Raw genomic sequence first — 20,166 nt, 5'->3', positions numbered from 1 at the left:
GGTACGGGTGATGCCGGCAGTGGTTCGCCACTGTCGGCATCACCCGTCAGGCCTTACTCACGGCCGGTGCTTCGCGGCGAGTTCTTCAAGCTGCGCAACGAACTGACTGGCTGAGGGCATGGCGAGCATCTCGTCACGCAACTGTTCGGCGCCTTGCCGGAAAGCGGGTTCGTTGAGCAGCCGGACGAGGTTGTCGCGAACCGACGCTCCGGTCGCTTCGGCGGCCGGCACCATCAGGCCCGCCCCACTCTTGACAAGACTCTCGGCGATCAACGGCTCGTCGAAGTCCCACGGCAGGGCGAGCTGCGGCACGCCGTACAGCGTTGTGGTGGCGAGAGTGCCGGCTCCGGCGTGATGGATGATCGCGGAGCACGTGGGGGCGAGATGGTGGAGGGGCACGTACGGAACGACGGTGACGTTGTCGGGGATGGTCCCCAACGTGTGCCGTTGGCTGTCGTCGACGGTGGCGACGATCTCGATGTCGAGGTCGGCGATCGCGTCGATGATGTCCTGGATGTTCACCGCGTAGCGGTCTTGTTCCGCGGGCAGGCTCAGGCCGAGAGTGAGGGCGACGCGCGGCCGCTCGGGCTGCGTCCAGAGCCAGGCGGGGACGGACGCGGGGCCCCCGTACGGGGTATAGCGCAGGGACACGTAGTCCAGCTGCTTGGCGTGGAACTGGACTGACGGCGGGAGTTGCTCGATGGTGAACTGGCCGTCGGCCATGTCCTCGCTGTACTCGGCGCCGTGGCGGGCGGCCTCCTCCGCGAGCCACTCGGCGAGGGGATCCTCACGGTCTGCTTGCGGCCGTTGATCTTTCAGCCGCAGGTAGTGCTCCCGGGTGACTCCGAAAATATCCAGGCACCACAGGATTCGCGCATGGGCGGCGCCGCTCGCCTTGGCCGCGACGGCCGCCGCGTAGGCGCCGGGTTCCCAGATGACCAGATCAGGCTTCCATTGCTGGGCGAAGGCCACTAGATCGGGAATGAGATCCTCGTTCAGGAGCTTGTGCCATCCGACGACGGCTTCGCGGTATCCGGTCAGCATGTGGTCCCAATCGACGCTCTCCGGAGACACAGCCGCGTCATAGGGAGGGGGTACCTGGCCGTCTTCTTCGTCCTCGTCTTCGTCCTCGTCCTCGTCCATTTCCTCGGCGCTCGGGCCGATCGGGACGGCGGTGAGTCCGGCGTTGGTGACGTTCTCCACGAAATCCGGTTCGCACGCCACGCGTACCTCATGGCCGGCCGTGCGCAACGCCCACGCCAATGGAGTCATGAAGTACAGCAGGGTGGGACTGGCAAGCGTGGTGAAAAGGACGCGCATGGTTCTCCTGATCGCTGGACAGCCAGTTGTGTTTTTCGGTCGGTTTTGTCGCGGCGGTTTTCGGCTCGGCTGCGGATGGCAGGGGCGCGAACGCCGTCCAGCGGCGCGTGGCACGGGCCCCGGCGGTCAAGGATTTCGATTTTCCCGGCCGTTCGCAAGAGTGATCATTGTTGTGATCCCGCGGAAAGCGTCCGCACGCCGGTCGTCCCGCCGGCGAGACAGCATTGGCGGGAAAGACTGCCGCCGGATTCGGCGCCGTGGCTTCCGGCGTCAGTATGATGGCGTCCGGGGTATTGGTTGATCGCGCCTTTCCGCGTATCGATTTCGGCTGCCGATGCGGCGTCGACTGGAGGAACCGGGTGGACCGGAAAGAATCCGAGACTGACGAGACCGACGAGGTCAGTGTATTCACCTTGTCGGCATGGCGAGAATTGCTCGGTTATGCCCGTCCGTATCGCTGGACAGTGGTGCTCGGCGGTGTGCTGGGCCTGCTCGGCGGCCTGACCGGGCTACTGGAACCGATGGTCACCAAGGAATTGGTGGACGCGCTCGAGCGCAACGAGACGGTGGGGGGACTGCTGCTGTTGCTGACCGTGGCGGTGCTCGCCAGTGCGATGTTCTCCCTGCTCGGCAGCTTTCTGCTCGGCCGTACCGCGGAGTCGGTCGTCCGGGACGCCCGGCTGAAGCTGATCCGCCGGATCCTGCGGTTGCGGGTGTCGCAGTTCGCGAGATTCCCACCGGGCGACCTGATGTCCAGGGTCAGCACGGACACCACCCTGATGAACCAGGCGGTCAGCCACGCCCTGATCGACTCGGTCAAGGGCATCCTGATGATGGTCGCGATCCTGACGGCCATGGTCGTGATGGAGCCGGTCCTGGTTCTCGTCACGCTCGGCGTGCTCGTCGTGTGCGGAATCCTGGTCGGAATCCTGGCCCCGGTCTACACCCGCTACAACGTCACGGTCCAGGAATCGCTCGGGGACATCGGCAACACGTTGGAACGTTCATTGGGGGCGTTCCGGACGATCAAGGCAACCGGTGTCGAGACACAGGTGGAGGCCAACGCGGTCGCGGCTTCCGACCGCGCCTGGAAGTACGGTGTGAAGCTGGCCCGGATGGACGGCGCCATGGGCGCGATCGCCATGATGGGGATCCACCTGTCCTTCCTGGCAGTGCTTGGCATCGGCGGCGCCAGGGTGGCCTCGGGCGACACCGCACTCGGCACGCTGATCGCGTTCCTGCTGTACCTGTTCTACTTGATCGAACCGGCGACCGAGCTGCTCGACTCGGTGGCGCAGTTCAGCGCGGGCGTCGCGGCTGTGCGCCGGATCCGTGACGTGCAGCAGCTCGACGTGGAAGCTGACATCGAACATCGGGCGCTGCCTGGCGACGACACCCGCACGTCCGCGTCGCTGCGGTTCGAGGATGTCGTCTTCCGGTATCCGGACACCGAATCCGCGGTGCATCACGGTGTGAGCTTCGATGTCCCGCCGGGCGGGGTGACCGCGTTCGTCGGCGCGTCCGGCGCGGGCAAGTCGACGCTGTTCGCGCTGATCGAACGGTTCTATGAACCCGACAGCGGACAGATCACCCTCGACGGGCGCGATATCGGGCACTGGCCGTTGGGCCGGTTGCGGTCCGCGATCGGCTATGTCGAACAGGACGCGCCGGTACTGGCCGGCACACTGCGGGAGAACCTGCTGCTGGGCGTCGACGACGCGAGCGACGAGGACATTGATCGGGTGCTGGTGAGTACCCGGCTCGACGGCCTGGTCGCACGGCTGCCGGATGGGCTGGACACCAAGGTCGGCCATCGTGGCAACACACTGTCCGGCGGTGAGCGGCAGCGGATCGCCGTCGCCCGAGCGTTGCTGCGAAGGCCGCGACTGCTGTTGCTGGACGAGGTGACATCCCAGTTGGACGCGTTGAACGAGCTCGCGCTGCGTGAGGCGATCGAGCACGCCGCCAAGGAGACCACCGTACTGGTAGTCGCGCACCGGCTGTCCACTGTGGTCCGCGCGGACCGGATAGTGGTGATGGAAGCCGGGCGGGTGCGGGCGATCGGTGCGCACCACGAGCTCGTCGAGAACGACGATCTCTACCGTGAACTGGCGGCGACGCAGTTGATCGCCGCCCAGTAGCCACGGCGTCCGCAGTGGACTGTGAGGGCCAGGATGTCGCGGCCCTCACAGTCCTTACAACGAGCGGTAGTGTTTGGCCAGTTCGTGGAAGGCGGCCTTCGGTTCCCAGTAGCCGCTTGAGTACGGCCGCTCGGAGCCGTCGGGATAGACCTTGACCACGCTGTAGCCGGCCCGGTCGAGGTCGTGGCGCGGATCCGGCGAATAGGGCGAGGCCGGCTGGATGAACTCGAAGGCGAACGCGGCGAACACGTTCTCCGTGGAATAGATCTTGACCAGCTCGGCGATGTACCGGGCCTGTACGGCTTCTTTCCTCGGCGGTGCCGACTCCAGTACCGCCAGCTTGCCGGGACTGGTCCAGTCGACCAGGCGCTGTGCCCGTGGCCCGTCCTTCTCGGCTCCGCGGTAGCTCCCGCAGCCGAACTCCAGAATGGCCACCGGCTTGCCGTACCGGTGCAGCCTGCGAAGGTCGCGCAGGTAGCTCGCCTCGTTGAACTCGTGCCGGTAGTGGTTCGACCCGACGATGTCGAACGGGGTCCAGTCGACCTTCTCCCACAGGCCGGAGCCGTACGTGATCGCCCCCTTGAAATGCGATCGCGCCACCACCGCGGCGTTGGCGAGCAGGACGTTCAGCCGTTTGTTGAACAGTGGCAGCAGAGGCCACCAGCGCGGTGAGCCCAAGGGGAAGCCTTTTTCCATGAAATCCTCACCGGGAATGATTCCGGTGGTGTAGAGCGAATACTCGCAACCGATGTTCAGGATCAGGTCTTCATGGTGTGTGCGCAGTTGTTCGGCGGCCCGTGCGGTCTCCGTCAGGTGGTCGAGAGTTTCCGCTGTGGTGCCGTCGAACAGCCGGGGTTGCAGCCACACGGTGAGGCCGAGTGACAGTGCGATGCCCGTCGCCTCGATCAGCCGGGGGATCTCGGTGCCGTAGATGCTCACCGAAGTGCAGTTCAGCTCGTCGCGGATGACCCGGAGTTCCTGTTCGACGAGATCTGTCCGCCATAGTTCACGGGTACACCCATCGCCGACATGGTTCATGCCGACGCTGTAATTTATTCCTTTGTGGACAAGACTTGACCCCATAATGCGAAAATAGCACACTATGCGCGATGCTTGAAGGTGAGCTCTTCGATTTCCGGAATGGCATCCCGTGGTGCGGCCATGGCCAGCATTTCGTCGCGCAGCCGCTGGGCCGAACTCGTGAAGGAAGGTTCCTCGAGAAGCCGGAGCAGGTTCCGCCTAATGGTTTCGGCGGTCGCCTCGGTGGGATTCATGGCCAAGCCGGCGCCCTGCGTGGCGAGATTCCGGGCCAACAGCGGTTCGTCGAATTCCCACGGCAGCGTCAGTTGCGGTACGCCGTACAACGACGTGGTCGCCAGGGTTCCGATGCCCGCGTGATGGATTATCGCCGCACACGTCGGTGCCAGGGCGTGCAGTGGGACATAGGAAACGATGGTGGTGTTCGCCGGGACGTCCGGCACCATGCCTCGTTCCTCGTCGGCGATGGTGGCCACGATGTCGATGTCCAGACCGGCGAGGGAATCCAGAACGCCCCGCAGGTCGAAGTTGTACTCGGCGGGCCGTTCGGCGATGAGGCTGCTGCCCAGGGTGATCGCGACCCGGGGACGCTCCGGCGGGGTCCACAGCCAACGCGGAACACTCGCCGGCCCACCGTACGGCACGTGGCGCACGGGGACGTAGTGCAGGTCGGCCTCGATGCCCAGCGACCGCGGAAGCTGGTCGATCGTGAAGTGGCCGGTCGCCATGTCCTCGGAGAAGTCCACGCCGTACTTCTTGCCGTACTTCGTGAACCACTCGGCCAGGGCGTCGCCGCGGTCGTCCGGCGGTTGCCGCTGCTTGAGTCCGAGGTAGTGACCTCTGGTCACGCCGAAGACGTCGAGGCTCCACAGCATCCGGGCGTGCGCGGCACCGCACGCCTTGGCCACGATCGGCCCGGCGTAGCTGGTCGGTTCCCAGATGACCAGGTCGGGCCGCCACTGCCGGGCGAAGGCCACCAGGTCACCCAGGACCGGCCCGGTGAAGGCGGTGAACCACCCCGGGACGTCCTGCTCGTACCCGGCTTTCATGTACTCCCAGGTTGTTTTCTCCGGCGCCTCGACCACGTCGTACGGCGCGTTGAGTCCGGTGTCCACATCGGACTCGTCTGCCTCGTCGCCGAGGTTGAGCAGGCGGACGTTCCGGCCGGCCGCAACGGCGGTCAGCCCGGCCTGGGTGATGGTGCCGGCGAAGTCCGGGTTGCTCGCGACGCGCACCTCATGACCCGCAGCACGCAGAGCCCACGCCAACGGCACCATGGGATAGAAGACGGTGTTGCCCGGATGAGTCGTGACCAGGACGCGCATGGTTTGCCTCCCCAGGGGATCGGTCAGTGCTGCCCGGCGGAGGCGCCGTGGTGCCGGGCGGTGAGCTCTTCGAGGTCGCGGACGACCTGGTTCGGGGCGGGCATGGCGAGCATCTCGTCGCGCAGCCGGCCGGCGGCCTTCCGGAACGACGGCTCGTCCAGCAGCCGGAGCACATCCCGCCGGACCGTGTCGCCGGTTGCCAGTGCCGCGTGTGTCGTGAGTGCCGCACCCTGCCCGGCGAGCATGTCGGCGATGGCCGGTTCGTCGAATTCCCATGGCAGAGCGAGCTGCGGTACGCCGTGCAGCGTAGTGGTGGCCAGGGTTCCCGGACCGGCGTGATGAATGACGGCGTCGCAGGTCGCGGCCAGCTCGTTGAGCGGAGCGAACGCCACAACGGTGGCGTTGTCCGGAACAGAGCCCAGTTTCCGCTGTTGCTCTTCGGCGATGGTGGCCACGACGTCCACATCCTCCTCGGCCAGCGCGGCGAGGATCTCCCTGATGTCGAGGATGTGCCCGCCAGGGTGTTCGTAGACGACACTGCTTCCCAATGTGAGGGCGATTCTGCGCCGCTCAGTGGTTTTCCACAGCCAGGGCTGAACGACCGACCGGCCGCCGTAGGGCACGTGGCGCATGGGAACGTAGTGCAGCCGGCCGGACTGGATGCGCAGGGATTCCGGGAAGGTGGTGATCGTGGCGTGCCCGCACACCATGTCCTCGGAGTACTCCACGCCGTTGCGGGTGGCATGGAAGGCAAGCCACTCGGCCAGCGGGTCACCCTTGTCGTCCGGCGGTTGGCCGTTCTTCAGCCGCAGATAGTGTTCCCTTGCGACGCCGAAGATATCCCGGCTCCACAGCACCCGGGCGTGCGCGGCGCCCACGACCGTGGCCGCTATCGCGCCCGCATAGCACCCGGGTTCCCAGATGACCAGGTCCGGCCGCCAGTGCTTGGCGAACTCAACCACGCCGGCGATCACTGGGAAGTTGACCGGCTTGTAGAACTCGTCAAGCTGCTGGCGGTACCCGGTCTTCATGTGCTGCCATGTGGTTCGCTCGGGATGATCGACGACGTCGAACGGCGCGCTCATGACGTCGTCAGGTTCGTCGGGACCGATGGTGGCCATGAAGTTCCGGCCGACGGGTACGGCGGTCAGGCCGGTTTCGGTGACCTGCGGCGCGAAGTCCGGCTGGCTGGCGACACGAACCTCGTGGCCGGCGGTGCGTAGCGCCCAGGCCAACGGCACCATGAACTGCAACAGGGTGTACCCCGGCTCAGTGGCGAACAGGACGCGCATGGCTCTGCCTTCCGGTGGTGAGTTCTTCCAGCCGCGTGACGATGTCGTTGGGGGTGGGCATGTCGAGCATCTCGTCACGCAGCTTCTCGGCGCTGGCACGGAAAACTGGTTCGTTCATCAGGCGTAGCAGGCCGTCTCGGACGGTCTCACCCGTGGCGGCTGTGGGGTCGAGGGTCAGTCCGGTGCCTTGTCGCGCGAGTTTGCGGGCCAGGGCCGGCTCGTCGAAATCCCAGGGCAATGTGAGCTGGGGAACCGCGTGCAACGATGTTGTCGCCAGGGTTCCGGGACCGGCATGGTGGATGACGGCCGCGCATGTCGGGACCAGGGCGTGCAGTGGGACGTACGGGACGATCCTGGCGTTGCCGGGAACACGGTCCAGCTTGTGGCGTTCCTTGTCCGCGACCGTGGCCACGATCTCGACGTCCAGATCGGACAGTGAGTCGAGAATCGACGGGAGATTCACTGTGTAGCCGTCGAAGTGGTCGGTCGCGGTGATGCCAAGCGTAAGCGCGACCCGGGGCCGCTCGGGTGGAACGGTCAGCCACTGCGGAACGGCGGCGGGCCCGCCATAGGGCGTGTACCGCATCGGCACGTAGTCGAGATCGGCGGACATGCGCAGTGAAGACGGGAACTGGTCGATGGTGAACTGCCCGGTCACCAGGTCCTCGGAGAACTCCACGCCGTGCTTGGCCGCGTTGGCCGCGAGCCACTCGCGCAGCGGGTCTCCCGCATTGTCCTCAATGGACTTCATCCGCAGAAAGCGTTCGCGGGTGAGACCGAAGACGTCCATGCTCCACAGCAGACGGCCGTGCGCGGCGCCGACGGCCTCGGCGGCGATGGATCCCGCGTAGCTGACGGGTTCCCAGATGACCAGGTCCGGTCGCCAGTGCCGGGCGAAGGTCACCAGCTGGTCGACGATCGGGAAGTTCTCGGCCTTGTGCCACCAGGTGACCTGATGGTCATAGCCCTTGATCAGGTGCTCCCAGGTGACGTCCGGCCGTTCCACCACGTCGTAGGGCTCGAGCAGACCGGCCCGGACCGCACGGCGTTTCTCCGGGTTGCGCGACAGCGCCTGCCAGATCCGGTGGTCACGGCCAAGGGGGACCGCGGTCAGTCCGGCCTGGGTGATCGTGTCGGCGAGCTTGGGCTGGCTGGCCACGCGCACCTCGTGCCCGGCCGTGCGTAGTGCCCACGCCAACGGCACCATGGAGTAGAAGAGGCTCTTGTCCGAGCAGACGGTCAACAGGATCCGCATGACTTCCTCTTACCTGGCCGCGAGTTTTTCCAGCTGGGGGACGACTTCTGCGGGCGTGGGCATGGCGAGCATCTCGTCGCGCAACTTCCCGGCCCGTTCGCGGAAGGACGGCTCGTGCAGCAGGCGGAGCAGGTTCTCACGCACGGCGGCGCCGGTTGCCTGGAAGGCGGGAACGGTGAGCCCGCCGCCCTGCTCGGCGAGTTTGTGCGCCAATGCCGGCTGATCGGAGTTCCACGGCAGGGACAGTTGGGGTACACCGTCGAGCGTGGTGGTGACCATGGTCCCGATGCCGGCGTGGTGGATCACTGCCGCGCAGGTGGCGGTGAGCGCGTGCAGCGGGACGTAGGGGACGAGCCTTGTGTTGTCCGGGATGTGGCCCAGCTTGTGGCGTTCCTTGTCCGCGACGGTGGCGACGATCTCGATGTCCAGATCGGACAGTGAGTCGAGAACGTCCGGCAGGTCGACGATGTAGCCGTCCCTGCGCTCGGCGATGATGCTCTGCCCCAGCGTGAGACCGACCCTGCGCCGTTCGGGCGGGACGGTCAGCCATTTCGGGACCACGGCAGGCCCGCCGTAGGGCACGTACCGCATGGGGACGTATTCGAGATCGGCCTGCATGCGTAGGGACTCGGGGAGTTGCTCGATGGTGACCTGACCGGTGACCAGCTCTTCGGAGAACTGGCCGCCGTACTTGGCCGCGTAGTCGGCGAGCCAGCCGGCCAGGTGGTCGACCCGGTCGCCGGGCGGCTGCTGGTTCTTCACCCGGAGATAGAGATCCCGCGCGACACCGAAGTAGTCCACGCTCCACAGCAGACGGGCATGGGCAGCGCCGACGGCGGCGGCGGCGATCGCCCCGGCCGGGCAGAACGGTTCCCAGATGACCAGGTCGGGCCGCCATTGCCGGGCGAAGGCCACGAGGTCGGCGATGAGCGGGAAGTTCTCGGCCTTGTAGTCCCAGGTGACGTGGTCGGCGTCGAAGCGGGACTTGAGTTTCTCCCAGGTGATGTCCTGTGCTGATCGCTCGATCACGTCGAATGGTGGGGGCACTGTCCATTGCGCCGCGTAGGACGGCTCCTCCGGGTCGTCGTCGTGGTCCGGCCCGCCGTGTGTCCGGCCGACGGGTACGGCGGTCAGTCCGGCCTGGGTGATGACGTCGGCGAACTTGGGCTTGGCGGCCACCCGCACGTCGTGCCCCGCGGCGCGCAGCGCCCACGCCAGCGGCACCATCGTATTGAGCACGGTGTTGCCGGGCTGGGTGGTGAACAGGACGCGCATGGGTCGTTCCTTCGGTCAGACGGTGACAGTGGCAGCGAGGTCTTCCAGTTGGGTCACGACCTCGCCTGGGGAAGGCATGGCGAGCATCTCGTCACGCAGCCGTCCGGCGCGTTGGCGGAAAGACGGTTCGTGCAGCAGGCGGAGCAGGTTCTCACGGACGGCCTGGCCGGAGACCTGACCGGCCGCAATGGTGAGCCCGGCGCCTTGTCCGGCGAGACTTCTTGCCAGCGCTGGTTCGTCGAACTCCACCGGCAGTGCCAGCTGTGGCACGCCGTATGACGACGTGGTCGTGAGTGTTCCGAAGCCGGCGTGGTGGATGACCGCCGCGCAGGTGGGTGCCAACGCGTCCAGCGGTACGTGCGGGAAGATCCTGACGTTGTCAGGGAGATCGCCCAGGTTGTGCCGGTGGGAGTCCGCGATGGTCGCGATCACCTCGATGTCCAAATCGGACAGTGCGTCGAGGATCCCGGTCAGTCCGGTGGCGTAGCCGGCCGACCGTTCGGCGACTTCGGTGATTCCGAGCGTAACAGCGACTCTGGGCCGCTTGGGCGGGACGGTCAGCCATTTCGGTACGGTGGCGGGCCCGCCGTACGGGATGTAGCGCATCGGGACATACCGCAGGTTGGCCGGCGTGTGCAGTGAGCCTGGTAGCTGGTCGACGGTGAACTGGCCGGTGACCATGTCCTCGGTGAACTCGAAGTCGTACTTCGCGGCGTAGCGGCTGAGCCAGTCGCCCAACGGGTCGGCCCGGTCCTCGGGTAGTTGTTGCTCGCGCAGCCTCAGATAGTGATCCCGGGTGACGCCGAACACATCCAGTCCCCACAGCAGCCGGCCGTGCGCGGCCCCGCAGGACTTTGCCGCGATCGGGCCGGCGTAGCTGATCGCTTCCCACAGCACGAGGTCAGGCCGCCAATGCCGGGCGAAGGCGACGAGATCGGCGGCGACCGGCATGGCGTCCGCGCGGTGCCAGTCGACTGCCGTCTCCCGATACCCGTCGGTCAGGTAGCGCCACGTGGCTTTCCCGGGTGCTTCGGCCACGTCGTACGGCCGGATCAGATCCGCCGCGTCACTTGGCTCGCTGTCTTGTTCCTGGTCGCGCTCCACCTCGGCGGTGTGCCAGAAGCTCATCCTGTCCCGGCCGACCGGGACGACGGTCAGTCCGGCTCCGGTGACCACGTCCGCGTTGCTCGGTGGGCAGGCGACACGCACCTCGTGGCCCGCGGTGCGCAGTGCCCACGCCAGCGGTACCGAGGACAGGAAGATGCTCTTGTCCGACCCGGTGGCCAACAACACTCGCATGGGTTCTCCTTATCAGCGGAGTTCTTCCAGCCGCGCAACGAGTTCGTTGGGCGACGGCAGCGCGAACATCTCGTCGCGCAGGTGCTCGGCCCGCTGCCGGAAGGTGGGTTCGTTCAGCAGCCGCAGCAGGTTCTCCCGGACAGTCCACCCGGTCGCCTGAGTGGTACTGACCATCAGACCGGCACCGTGTTCGGCGAGCTTTCTCGCGTAGATCGTCTGGTCGAAATGGAACGGGATGGCCAGCTGCGGGACACCGTGCAACGACGTGGTGGCCAAGGTGGCCGCACCGGCGTGGTGGATGACCGCGGCACAGGTGGCTGTCAGGGCGTACCACGGCACATACGGGACGACTCGCGCGTTGTCCGGGATCTTCAGCCCGCGCCGCTGATCGTCGGCGACCGTCGCGACCACTTCGATGTCCAGATCGGACAGTGCTTCGAGGATGTCGCCCATCCCGACGACATAGCTGTCGTAGTGCTCGGTCGCGCTGAGGCCCATGGTCAGGGCGACCCTCGGGCGTGGTGGTGGGATCCGCAGCCAGTCGGGGACAACGGCCGGCCCGCCGTAGGCAACGTACCTCGTGCGCAGGTAGCGCAGGTTTGACTGCTGCTGCAGCGAAGCGGGGAACTGGTCGATGGTGGCCATGCCGGTGGTCATGTCTTCGGTGAACTCGAAGCCGTACTTCTTGGCGTAACCGGCAAGCCAGTCGGACAGCGGGTCGTCACGGTCCTCGGGCGGCCGGTCTGCCTTGTGCCGGAGGAACTCGCTGCGGGCGACCCCGAAAACGTCCTGGCCCCACAGCATCCTGGCGTGCGCGGCGCCGGCGGCCTTGGCCGCGACCGCGCCGGCGAAGGTCATCGGTTCCCAGATGACCAGGTCGGGACGCCACCACCGGGCGAAGTCCACCAGGTCGGTGACGATCGGGAAGTTCTCGGCCCGATGCCACCAGCCGACGTTGTGCCTGTACCCGGAGTGCAGGTATTCCCAAGTGCTCTTCTCCGGGTGCTCGGCCACGTCGTATGGCTTGGGCAGACCCGCTCGTTCCGCGGCCCGCTGAGCCGGGTTCTCCAGTTCCGAGGTCGGGGTGTCCCGGCCGACCGGCACGGCGGTCAGGCCGGCCTGGGTGATCACACCGGCGAACTTCGGCTGGGCGGCGACGCGAACGTCATGGCCCGCGGTGCGCAGTGCCCACGCCATCGGCGCGAGGTACTGGAAAATGCTTTTGTTCGGGCAGACGGCGAACAGCACGCGCATGCGCTACTCCCTCGGCGTGTCAACGGGTGCCGCGGTACTTGGTGGTCAGTTGCTCTAGCTGGCCGACGACTTCGTTGGGCGACGGCGTGTCGAGCATGTCGTCACGCAGCCGCGTCGCGGCGTCCTGGAAGGCCGGCTCCCGCAGCAGCCTCAGCAGGCTCTCCCGGACGCTTTCGCCGGTTGCCTGGTCGGAGTGGATCGTGATCCCGGAGCCGTGCTCGGCCAGTTTGCGGCCGAGCGCCGGCTGGTCGAAGTGGAACGGCAGGGCGAGCTGGGGGACACCGTGCAGCGAAGTGGTGGCCATGGTCGCCGCGCCCGCGTGGTGGATGACCGATGCGCACGTGGGCACCAGCGCGTGCAACGGGACGTACGGCACGATCCTGGCGTTGTCCGGAACGGTACCGAGCCTGTGCCGTTGCGAGTCGGCGATGGTGGCGACGACCTCAAGGTCGAGATCGGCCAGTGCGTCGAGGATGTCCCGGACGCCTACCGAGTAGCCGTTGAACCGTTCCGTGGCCGACAACCCGAGCGTGAGCGCGACCCTGGGCCTGTTCCCGGACTTCCAGAGCCAGTCGGGTACCACGGCCGGTCCGCCGTAGGGGACGTATCGCACGGGAACGTAGTGCAGATCGGCGGTCGTCTGGAGCGGGCCGGGAATCTGGTCGATGGTGAAGTGACCTGTGGCCATGTCCTCGGTGAAGTCCTCGCCGAACCTGGCTGTGTAGCCGGAGAGCCATTCCGCGAGCGGGTCGGCGCCATCCCCTTGCCGCAGCCGCAGGAAATGCTCGCGGGTCACACCGAAAACGTCCACGCTGTAGAGCATTCTGGCGTGCGCGGCGCCGACGGCCTTGGCCGCGATCGGCCCGGCGTAACTGGTGGGTTCCCAGATGACCAGGTCGGGCCGCCAGTAGTCGGCGTAGCCGAGCAGGTCCGCGATCATCGGGACGCTCTTCATCTTGTACCACCAGTTCACCTGGTGGGTGTATCCCGTCAGCAGGTACTCCAGGCTGAGCCTGGCAGGCTCGTCCACCACGTCGTAGGGCTCGGGCAATCCCACACGTGACGCTTCGCGCTCCTGCATCTTGTGCTCGGCCAGCCGCCACATGTCACGGTCGCTGCCGATCGGCACTGCTGTCAGCCCAGCCTGGGTGATGACGTCGGCGAACTTCGGCTGGCTGGCCACCCGCACGTCGTGCCCCGAGGTGCGCAGCGCCCATGCCAGAGGCGCGAAGTACTGGAAGATGGTCTTTTCCGGGTAGCTGACGAACAGGACACGCATCTGGTTCCCCCTCAGGCGGTGTCGCGGTACTTCGCGGTGAGCTCTTCGAGGTGCCCGACGAGCTCACCGGGCGTCGGCATGGCGAGCAACTCGTCGCGCAGCGCGCGAGCCCGCTCGCCGAACTCGGGCTCGTTCAGCAGCCGCAACACGTTCTCCCGGACGAGCGTGCCAGTGGCCTGTTCGAGGATGGTCAAACCGGCGCCCTGCGCGGCGAGCGCGCGGGCCAGAGCCGGCTCGTCGAAGTGGTACGGCAGGCTGAGCTGCGGGACCGCGTGCAGGCTGACTGTGGCCAGGGTCGCGGCGCCGGCATGGTGGACGAACGCCGCGCAGGTCGGGGCGAGTGCCTGCAGCGGAACGTACGGCACCAGCGTGGCATTGGCCGGGATGCGGTCGAGCTTGCTTTGCTGCTCGTCGGAGATCGTGGCGACGACCTCGATGTCCAGATCGGCCAACGAGTCCAAAATGGACTGTACCGGGGCGGTGTAGCCGTCGAAGAAGTTGGTGGCGGCGATGCCGAAGCTCATCGCCACCCTGGGCCGTTGCGGAGCCTCCCACAACCACCGGGGAACCACGGCCGGGCCACCATAGGGCGTGTAGCGCATCGGCACACGGTGCAGTCCCGTCTTCATCAGCCGCAGCGACTCGGGGAGCTGGTCGATGGTGAAGTGGCCGGTGGCCATGTCCTCGGAGTACTCGGCCCCGTAGTGCAGGGCGTTGGCGCCGAGCCAGTCGGCCAGTGGATCGTCGCGATCCTCCCGCAGCCGCAGGAAATGATCGCGGGTGATGCCCAGGACGTCCGTGCCCCACAGCAACCGGCCGTGCGCGGCGCCGACGGCCTTGGCCGCGATCGCACCGGCGTAGCTGGTGGGTTCCCAGATGACGAGGTCGGGCTTCCAGTGCCGGGCGAACTCCACCAGCTCGGCGACGATCGGGAAGTTCTCCGCCTTGTGCCACCACGTGACCTCGCGGTCGTATCCAGCTTTCAGGTGCTCCCAGGTGATGTCGTCGGAACGCATGTCCACCACGTCATACGGCGGATGCAAACCCGCGCGTGTGGCTTCGAGCTGCTGCGGGGTGACCCGCGCCCACGGATCGCGGTCGCTGCCGACCGGCACGGCGGTCAGCCCGGCCTCGGTGACGTTGCCGGCGAAGTTCGGCCGGCAGGCCACTCGAACCTCATGGCCGGCGGCGCGCAGTGCCCAGGCCAACGGGACCATTGTCAGCAGAAAGCTCCGCACCGCGGCGGTGGTGAAAAGGATGCGCACGCTCACACTCCTGCTCGTAGTTCGGCGGTGAGTCCGTTGAGATGGCCGGCAACCTCGCGTGGCGTCGGCATGGCGAGCATCTCCTGGCTCAGCCGGGCGGCTTGTCTGCCGAAGGCGGGGTCTTTGAGCAGGTGCAGCAGGGCGTCCCGGATGCTCTGCCCGGTTGCCTGGCTGGAATGCAGCTGCATGCCGGCGCCCTGCTCCGCGATGCGACCGCCCAGCGGTGGTTCATCGGCGTAGACGGGCAGGATCAGCTGAGGCACGCCGTGCGAGGCGGTGACGGCCAGGCCGGCCGGGCTGGGATGGTGCACGACAGCCGCGCACGTGGGCACAAGCGTGGACAGCGGCACCGGGGGAGCGGCGGTTGTGTTGTCCGGTAGCCGGGACGGCAGGTCGCCCAGGCCCGTGGCGATGATGTCGATGTCGAGATCGCACAGCGCGTCGAGGATTTCCGCCGGCTTGACCGGATAGCCGCCGAACGCCTCGATGCCGGCTCCCTCGAGCGAGAGCGCGACGCGAGGGCGTGCGGGAGTGGCGCTCAGCCAGGCAGGTGCGACCGCATTGTCCTCATAGGACATATAGCGCATCGGGACGTGGCGCAGGGCGGCGGGAGTGCGCAACGAGCCCGGCAGCGGGTCGATGGTGAACTGCCCGCATGTCATGTCCTCGGTGAACTCGGCGCCGAATCGGCCGGCCTGATGCCCAAGCCAGTCGGCCAGCGCGTCCCCCCGCGCGTGGCGCCGCTGTTTCGCCTTCAGCCGGAGATAGTGGTCTCTGGTGACACCGAAGACGTCCAGGCCCCACAACAGCCGGGCGTGCGCGGCGCCGGTGGCCTTGGCCGCGATCGCTCCGGCGTAGCTGGTGGGTTCCCAGATGACGAGGTCGGGCTTCCAGTGCCGGGCGAAGCTGACCAGGTCGGAGATCACCGGGAAGGCGTCCATCTTGTGCCACCACGTGACGTGGTAGTCGTACCCGGCCTTCAGGTACTCCCACGTGACGTCCGGCTGGACCGCCGCGTCGTACGGTTCCAGCAGAGCTGTGCGCAGCGACGCGAGCTCCGCGGGATGCGCTTCGAAGGACTGCCAGATGTCGCGGTCGGTGCCGACCGGCACAGCGGTCAGCCCGGCCCGTGTGATCACTTCGGTGAGCCTGGGCTGGGCTGCCACACAAACCTCGTGCCCCGCGGTACGCAGCGCCCACGCCAGCGGCACCATGCTGCGGAACACGGTCGGCTCTGGGATCGTGGTGAACAGGACGCGCATCGGGCCGGTCACCGTGACACGACGGCCTGTTCGGCGGATTCCGTGGCCACCGCGGCCACGCTGCGTTCCAGCGCCTCGCCGAACGTGACTGTCGGGGACCAGCCTGTCGCCTGCTGGAAGGCCGCGGGGTCGAGAACGAAGTCGAGCAGATCCGTCGGGCTGGAATGGTCGGCGGGCTCGACGCAGACGACGGGGACCGCGGTCTGTCCATTGTGGTCGGACACCGTCCTGGCGATCGCCCGGAACAGATCGCCGACGGTGGTGGCCACGCCGGTACCGACGAGCCAGTGCTTGCCGGCCAACGTCTCCCCGTGCTCCGCGGCTGCCGCGAAGGCCCGGGCCGCGTCGTCGACACAGAGCAGATCCCGCTTGACTGTCCCGTCATGCCACATGGTGAGAGGCTGTCCGGCCAGTGCACGGCGGATCATCGCCGACACCACGCCGCGATCGAGAGCAGTGGAGTCCGAGCCCTGGGTGTACAACGTCGCCAGCCGCAGGGTGGTGGCGCGCAGCACTCCTTCGGCAGTGGCCGCTTCCAGCGCTTGTTCCGCGGCCAGTTTCTGGCGGTCGTACACGGTCAGCGGTTCGTCCGGGTCGGTGCCGTCGATCCGGGCCGAGGTGGATCGGCCCACCTGCGACATCGAGCCCGCGAAGATCACCACCGGCGGCTTGGCGCGCCGCTGGGCCCGGCAGACGTCGATCAGGTCGTGCACCAGTCCGAGGTTGACCCGCTCGGCGATCCGGTCGCCCTCGCTCACCCGCCAGGTCGCCGGGCCCGCGATGTGCGCGACCAGATGGATCACCACGTCGGCGCCTGCGACGGCGTCCGCGAGTGCGCCTGGGACAGTCAGGTCAGCCCTGTGGACCTCCACGTCCGCCTGGCTGCCGGGTGGGATCACGGTCGGCCTGCGGCCCACGGCCCGCAGCCGGACCGGCCGGGCGGCGAGTTGTCTGGTGACCGCGGTTCCCAGCAGGCCCGAGGCGCCGAGCACGACGACCAACGGCCTGGCGACGGCGTGTGTCACGGATTCTCCCCTGAGTCTCGCACCTCGGACCTTTCTTTTCGCCTGTTTCAGCCGGTTTTGTGATCGTCGTCGTCGCTGTTCGCGGCCAGTTGGACGATGGCCTCGGCCAGGTCTTCGAAATTCTCTCCTTCGAAGTCCTCTAGGTCTTCGATCAGTTTGACGCCGTAGGTGTTCTCCAGTTCGAGAGCGATCTGAACGAAGGAGAACGAGTCGAGATCGCGAATGGATTTCGGCTCCGCGACGCCCGGCTGTTCGGCGCAGATCATCCGGGCGGTATCGGCCACCGTCTTGGTGACTTCGTCCTTGTTGAGGATAGCGGTCATCTCGGGCAAAACCTTCCTCGAGAATATGACGAGTTTTCTCGGCAATGGCTGGTCGAGTGGATTCGTACCGCCGGCGGGACACGGCGGAGACCGCCGGGATGTAACCCTGGCGCCGGAGTATCCGGTTGGTCAAGTAGGTATACGTGGCGAGTTATTCGCTACAGGCTGGTGAACCGCCTGCCGAAACTGTCGGTCTCCCGCCAGCGGTCCCATCTCATCCGGCCGGTGGCCGTGGGCAGCGCGTCGAGTTCGCGGAGGTCCTCGGGGCTGAGCCGCACGTCGAGCGCGGCCACGTTCTCCTCCAGCCACCGTAGCGTCCTCGTGCCGGGAATGGGCACCACCTGGTCCCCCTGGGCCAGTACCCACGCGATAGCGACCTGGGCGGGCGTGGCGCCGATCCGTTCGGCGACCGACCGCACGCCCTGGACGATGATCCGGTTGGCCGCCATCGCGTCCGCGGTGAACCGGGGGTCCCCCGTCCGGGAGTCGCCGTCGCCGATGCCGGTGAGGTTGCCCGAGAGGTAGCCGCGCCCGATCGGGGAGAAGGCCACGAACGTCACATCGTTGTCCTCGCACCAGGGCAGCACGTCGTCGCGCAGGTGCGGAGTCCAGACCGACAGTTCGTACTGGACGGCCGCCATCGGGAAGATCGAGTGCACCATCGTCAGCTCCGGCACGGTCGCGTGCGAGATCCCGAGCGCCCGCACCTTGCCCTCGACGACGAGGTCGGCCATGGCGCCCCACGTCTCCGCGAGTGGCACATCCGGATCGACCCGGTGCAGCTGATACAGGTCGATGGCGTCCACTCCGAGCCGGCGTAGCGAGTTCTCGCAGGCGGCCCGGACGTGCTCCGGCCGTCCGTTGCGGCTCAGCGTGCCGTCGGCCGCCGCGATCAGGCCGCACTTGGTGGCGATCACGACATTGTCCGGCCGCCCTCTCAGCGCCTGGCCGAGCAGCCGCTCGTTGCTGAACGGGCCGTAGACGTCGGCTGTGTCGAACAACGTGATCCCGAGTTCGGCAGCGCGGTGGACAACGCGAATCGACTCCCGGTCGTCGCGGTCCGCCGGCGCGTAACCGCCTGACATCGACATGCAGCCGAGGCCGATTCTCCCGAGTTTGAGGTCTGCAGCGATCAGAGTTTTCCGCATAGGAACCTGCGCATCTTTCGATGGGGATGGAGGTACACCCGATGGAATGCGGTCGAACGGTGCCATCCGGTCATGAGCCGGTCCATGGGGAATGATGTCGTAACTGTGGCCGCGAAGGCAACGATTCCATTGACCGTTGTTTCGGTATTCCGATTCGGCCGGTACCCGGCGCGATTGATCGTACGCTCGGTTTCGACCGTCCCGCTGGCGGGACGAGCGGCACGCCGTGGGTTGTCGGTATCCTGGCCGGGTATTAGATTGCGGAGCTGGGTGCCTCCTTGCGGGATCTCATTGTCAAGTCCCCTGTGAACGCTGCCGGGTGTCTCTTTTCCTGGAGAGGAATTCCATGCGGGTTCTGTTCGCCACATACGCGGTGAAGACCCATTTCCAGGCCATGGTGCCGCTGGCATGGGCGTTGCGGAACGCGGGTCACGACGTGCGGGTGGCCGGCCAGCCGGAACTGGTCGGCGTGATCACGAAAGCCGGGCTCACCGCGGTCGAAGTCGGGACCGACCACAACCTGTGGCGTACCGCGAACCGGTTTCTGACCAGGCGGTATGCCGAGCTCAACCCGGAGGTGTACCGGTCGGTGCGGGAGGCCAGGGTGCTGCCGTTCGACCGGGCGGAATCGGCGCCCGGAGAGCTGACGTGGGACGAGCTCGCGCCGGCGTACGAGAACCTGGTCCAGTCCTGGTACCGGATCGTCAACGGCTCGATGGTCGACGACCTGGTGGACTTCACCCGGCACTGGCAGCCCGACCTGGTGATCTGGGAGCCCAACAGCTATGCGGCGCCCGTCGCCGCCGAGGTCGCCGGTGCCGCGCATGCCCGATTGCTCTGGGGCGTGGACATTTTCGCCGTCACCCGAGCACGTTTGCTTGAGCTGCAAGGCGATCGCAGTGACGCGCTGGGGGAGTGGCTCGCCGGCCAGATCGGCGTGTACGGCCATGACTTCGCTGAAACCCTGACTACGGGCCACTTCACGATCGATCAGTTGCCGACGCCGCTGCGGATGACCGCGGACCTGCACTACGTGCGAATGGGATACGTGCCGTACAACGGGGTAGCGGTCGTGCCGAAGTGGTTGTGGGAGCAGCCGGAGCGGCCACGAGTCGCACTTACCCTTGGCGTCACCGCGACGGAGAGCTTCGGCGGATACGGCGTGGGCGTACAGGATGTGCTCGACTCACTGGCCGATCTGGACATCGAAATCGTGGCCACGGTCGCCGAGCACGAGCAGCACAAGCTGGGACAGGTACCGGCCAACACCCGGATTGTGCCGTCGGTTCCGCTGCACGCGTTGCTGCCGAGTTGTGCCGCGGCTATCCATCACGCGGGTTTCGGCACCTTGTCCACCAGCCTGTACTACGGCGTTCCACCGATGTCGTTGCCTGAGCGGTTCGACGAGCCACTGCTGGCGCGCAGGGTCGAGGCGCACGGTGCGGGACTGCAGGTGCACATGGCCGAGGCGACCGGAGACCAGGTACGGGCCGGGATCCAGCGGCTGCTGGCGGAGCCGTCATTCCGGCATGGCGCCGAGTCCTTGCGCACAGAGATGCTCAGCATGCCCTCGCCAGTGGATCTGGTGGCACAACTGGAAGAACTCGCCGCGGGGTACCGGCCGCGCCCGAAGGCGAAACAACTGGCCGTCACTCGTTGAATGGA

At 67.0% G+C, this 20,166-nt stretch carries 16 protein-coding genes; 2 read left to right on the top strand and 14 right to left on the bottom strand.

Going from position 1 to position 20,166, the window contains the following annotated elements; genetic code table 11:
- Nucleotides 1-57: 57 nt before the first annotated feature.
- Nucleotides 58-1,320: an activator-dependent family glycosyltransferase gene (locus JOF56_RS50060; protein ID WP_209646492.1), complete on the bottom strand. Its 1,263-nt coding sequence runs from the start codon at nucleotides 1,318-1,320 to the stop codon at nucleotides 58-60.
- 359 nt (nucleotides 1,321-1,679) lie between these two features.
- On the opposite strand from JOF56_RS50060, the gene JOF56_RS50055 reads away from it, so the two are divergent.
- The gene (locus JOF56_RS50055) at nucleotides 1,680-3,461 is read left to right on the top strand and encodes an ABC transporter ATP-binding protein (RefSeq protein ID WP_307855631.1); all 1,782 of its coding nucleotides are present in this window, start codon (nucleotides 1,680-1,682) and stop codon (nucleotides 3,459-3,461) included.
- Nucleotides 3,462-3,515: 54 nt separating this feature from the next.
- Here JOF56_RS50055 and JOF56_RS50050 read toward each other — a convergent pair whose 3' ends face one another.
- The 13 genes from JOF56_RS50050 to JOF56_RS49990 form a co-directional block, all read right to left on the bottom strand.
- Nucleotides 3,516-4,499 carry a glycoside hydrolase family 113 protein gene (locus JOF56_RS50050; RefSeq protein WP_209646491.1) on the bottom strand — a complete coding sequence of 328 codons (984 nt, stop codon included), beginning with the start codon at nucleotides 4,497-4,499 and terminating at the stop codon, nucleotides 3,516-3,518.
- Nucleotides 4,500-4,561: 62 nt separating this feature from the next.
- A complete protein-coding gene (locus tag JOF56_RS50045) occupies nucleotides 4,562-5,824 on the bottom strand; it encodes an activator-dependent family glycosyltransferase (protein ID WP_209646490.1) in 1,263 nt (420 codons plus the stop codon).
- A 23-nt stretch (nucleotides 5,825-5,847) separates the two neighbouring features.
- The gene (locus tag JOF56_RS50040) at nucleotides 5,848-7,116 is read right to left on the bottom strand and encodes an activator-dependent family glycosyltransferase (RefSeq protein WP_209646489.1); all 1,269 of its coding nucleotides are present in this window, start codon (nucleotides 7,114-7,116) and stop codon (nucleotides 5,848-5,850) included.
- Nucleotides 7,094-8,371 (bottom strand): activator-dependent family glycosyltransferase, encoded by a 1,278-nt coding sequence (locus tag JOF56_RS50035; RefSeq protein ID WP_209646488.1) that lies wholly within the window; start codon nucleotides 8,369-8,371, stop codon nucleotides 7,094-7,096. The genes JOF56_RS50040 and JOF56_RS50035 overlap by 23 nt, the downstream gene beginning before the upstream one ends.
- A 9-nt stretch (nucleotides 8,372-8,380) precedes the next feature.
- Nucleotides 8,381-9,646, bottom strand: a complete 1,266-nt coding sequence (locus JOF56_RS50030; protein ID WP_209646487.1) for an activator-dependent family glycosyltransferase — start codon at nucleotides 9,644-9,646, stop codon at nucleotides 8,381-8,383.
- A 15-nt stretch (nucleotides 9,647-9,661) separates the two neighbouring features.
- Nucleotides 9,662-10,945 (bottom strand): activator-dependent family glycosyltransferase, encoded by a 1,284-nt coding sequence (locus JOF56_RS50025; RefSeq protein WP_209646486.1) that lies wholly within the window; start codon nucleotides 10,943-10,945, stop codon nucleotides 9,662-9,664.
- A 12-nt stretch (nucleotides 10,946-10,957) separates the two neighbouring features.
- The gene (locus tag JOF56_RS50020; RefSeq protein WP_209646485.1) at nucleotides 10,958-12,199 is read right to left on the bottom strand and encodes an activator-dependent family glycosyltransferase; all 1,242 of its coding nucleotides are present in this window, start codon (nucleotides 12,197-12,199) and stop codon (nucleotides 10,958-10,960) included.
- Nucleotides 12,200-12,218: 19 nt separating this feature from the next.
- Nucleotides 12,219-13,478 carry an activator-dependent family glycosyltransferase gene (locus JOF56_RS50015; RefSeq protein ID WP_209646484.1) on the bottom strand — a complete coding sequence of 420 codons (1,260 nt, stop codon included), beginning with the start codon at nucleotides 13,476-13,478 and terminating at the stop codon, nucleotides 12,219-12,221.
- A gap of 11 nt (nucleotides 13,479-13,489) precedes the next feature.
- Entirely contained in the window at nucleotides 13,490-14,743 is a 1,254-nt protein-coding gene (locus JOF56_RS50010) for an activator-dependent family glycosyltransferase (protein ID WP_209646483.1), read from the bottom strand.
- A gap of 2 nt (nucleotides 14,744-14,745) precedes the next feature.
- A complete protein-coding gene (locus JOF56_RS50005; RefSeq protein ID WP_209646482.1) occupies nucleotides 14,746-16,005 on the bottom strand; it encodes an activator-dependent family glycosyltransferase in 1,260 nt (419 codons plus the stop codon).
- Nucleotides 16,006-16,013: 8 nt separating this feature from the next.
- Nucleotides 16,014-17,030: an NAD-dependent epimerase/dehydratase family protein gene (locus JOF56_RS50000; protein ID WP_209646481.1), complete on the bottom strand. Its 1,017-nt coding sequence runs from the start codon at nucleotides 17,028-17,030 to the stop codon at nucleotides 16,014-16,016.
- Nucleotides 17,031-17,077: 47 nt separating this feature from the next.
- On the bottom strand, nucleotides 17,078-17,353 hold the full coding sequence (locus JOF56_RS49995) for a hypothetical protein (RefSeq protein ID WP_209646480.1): 276 nt from the start codon (nucleotides 17,351-17,353) through the stop codon (nucleotides 17,078-17,080).
- A 158-nt stretch (nucleotides 17,354-17,511) separates the two neighbouring features.
- The gene (locus JOF56_RS49990) at nucleotides 17,512-18,501 is read right to left on the bottom strand and encodes an aldo/keto reductase (protein WP_209646479.1); all 990 of its coding nucleotides are present in this window, start codon (nucleotides 18,499-18,501) and stop codon (nucleotides 17,512-17,514) included.
- Nucleotides 18,502-18,847: 346 nt separating this feature from the next.
- Between JOF56_RS49990 and JOF56_RS49985 the strand changes: the two genes are divergently transcribed.
- Nucleotides 18,848-20,161, top strand: a complete 1,314-nt coding sequence (locus JOF56_RS49985; RefSeq protein ID WP_209646478.1) for an activator-dependent family glycosyltransferase — start codon at nucleotides 18,848-18,850, stop codon at nucleotides 20,159-20,161.
- Nucleotides 20,162-20,166: the final 5 nt, after the last annotated feature.

Source organism: Kibdelosporangium banguiense (genome assembly GCF_017876405.1).
Taxonomy (GTDB): domain Bacteria; phylum Actinomycetota; class Actinomycetes; order Mycobacteriales; family Pseudonocardiaceae; genus Kibdelosporangium; species Kibdelosporangium banguiense.
The sequence above is the reverse complement of the archived record's forward strand: the minus strand, read 5'-3'. Positions and strand labels throughout refer to the sequence as shown.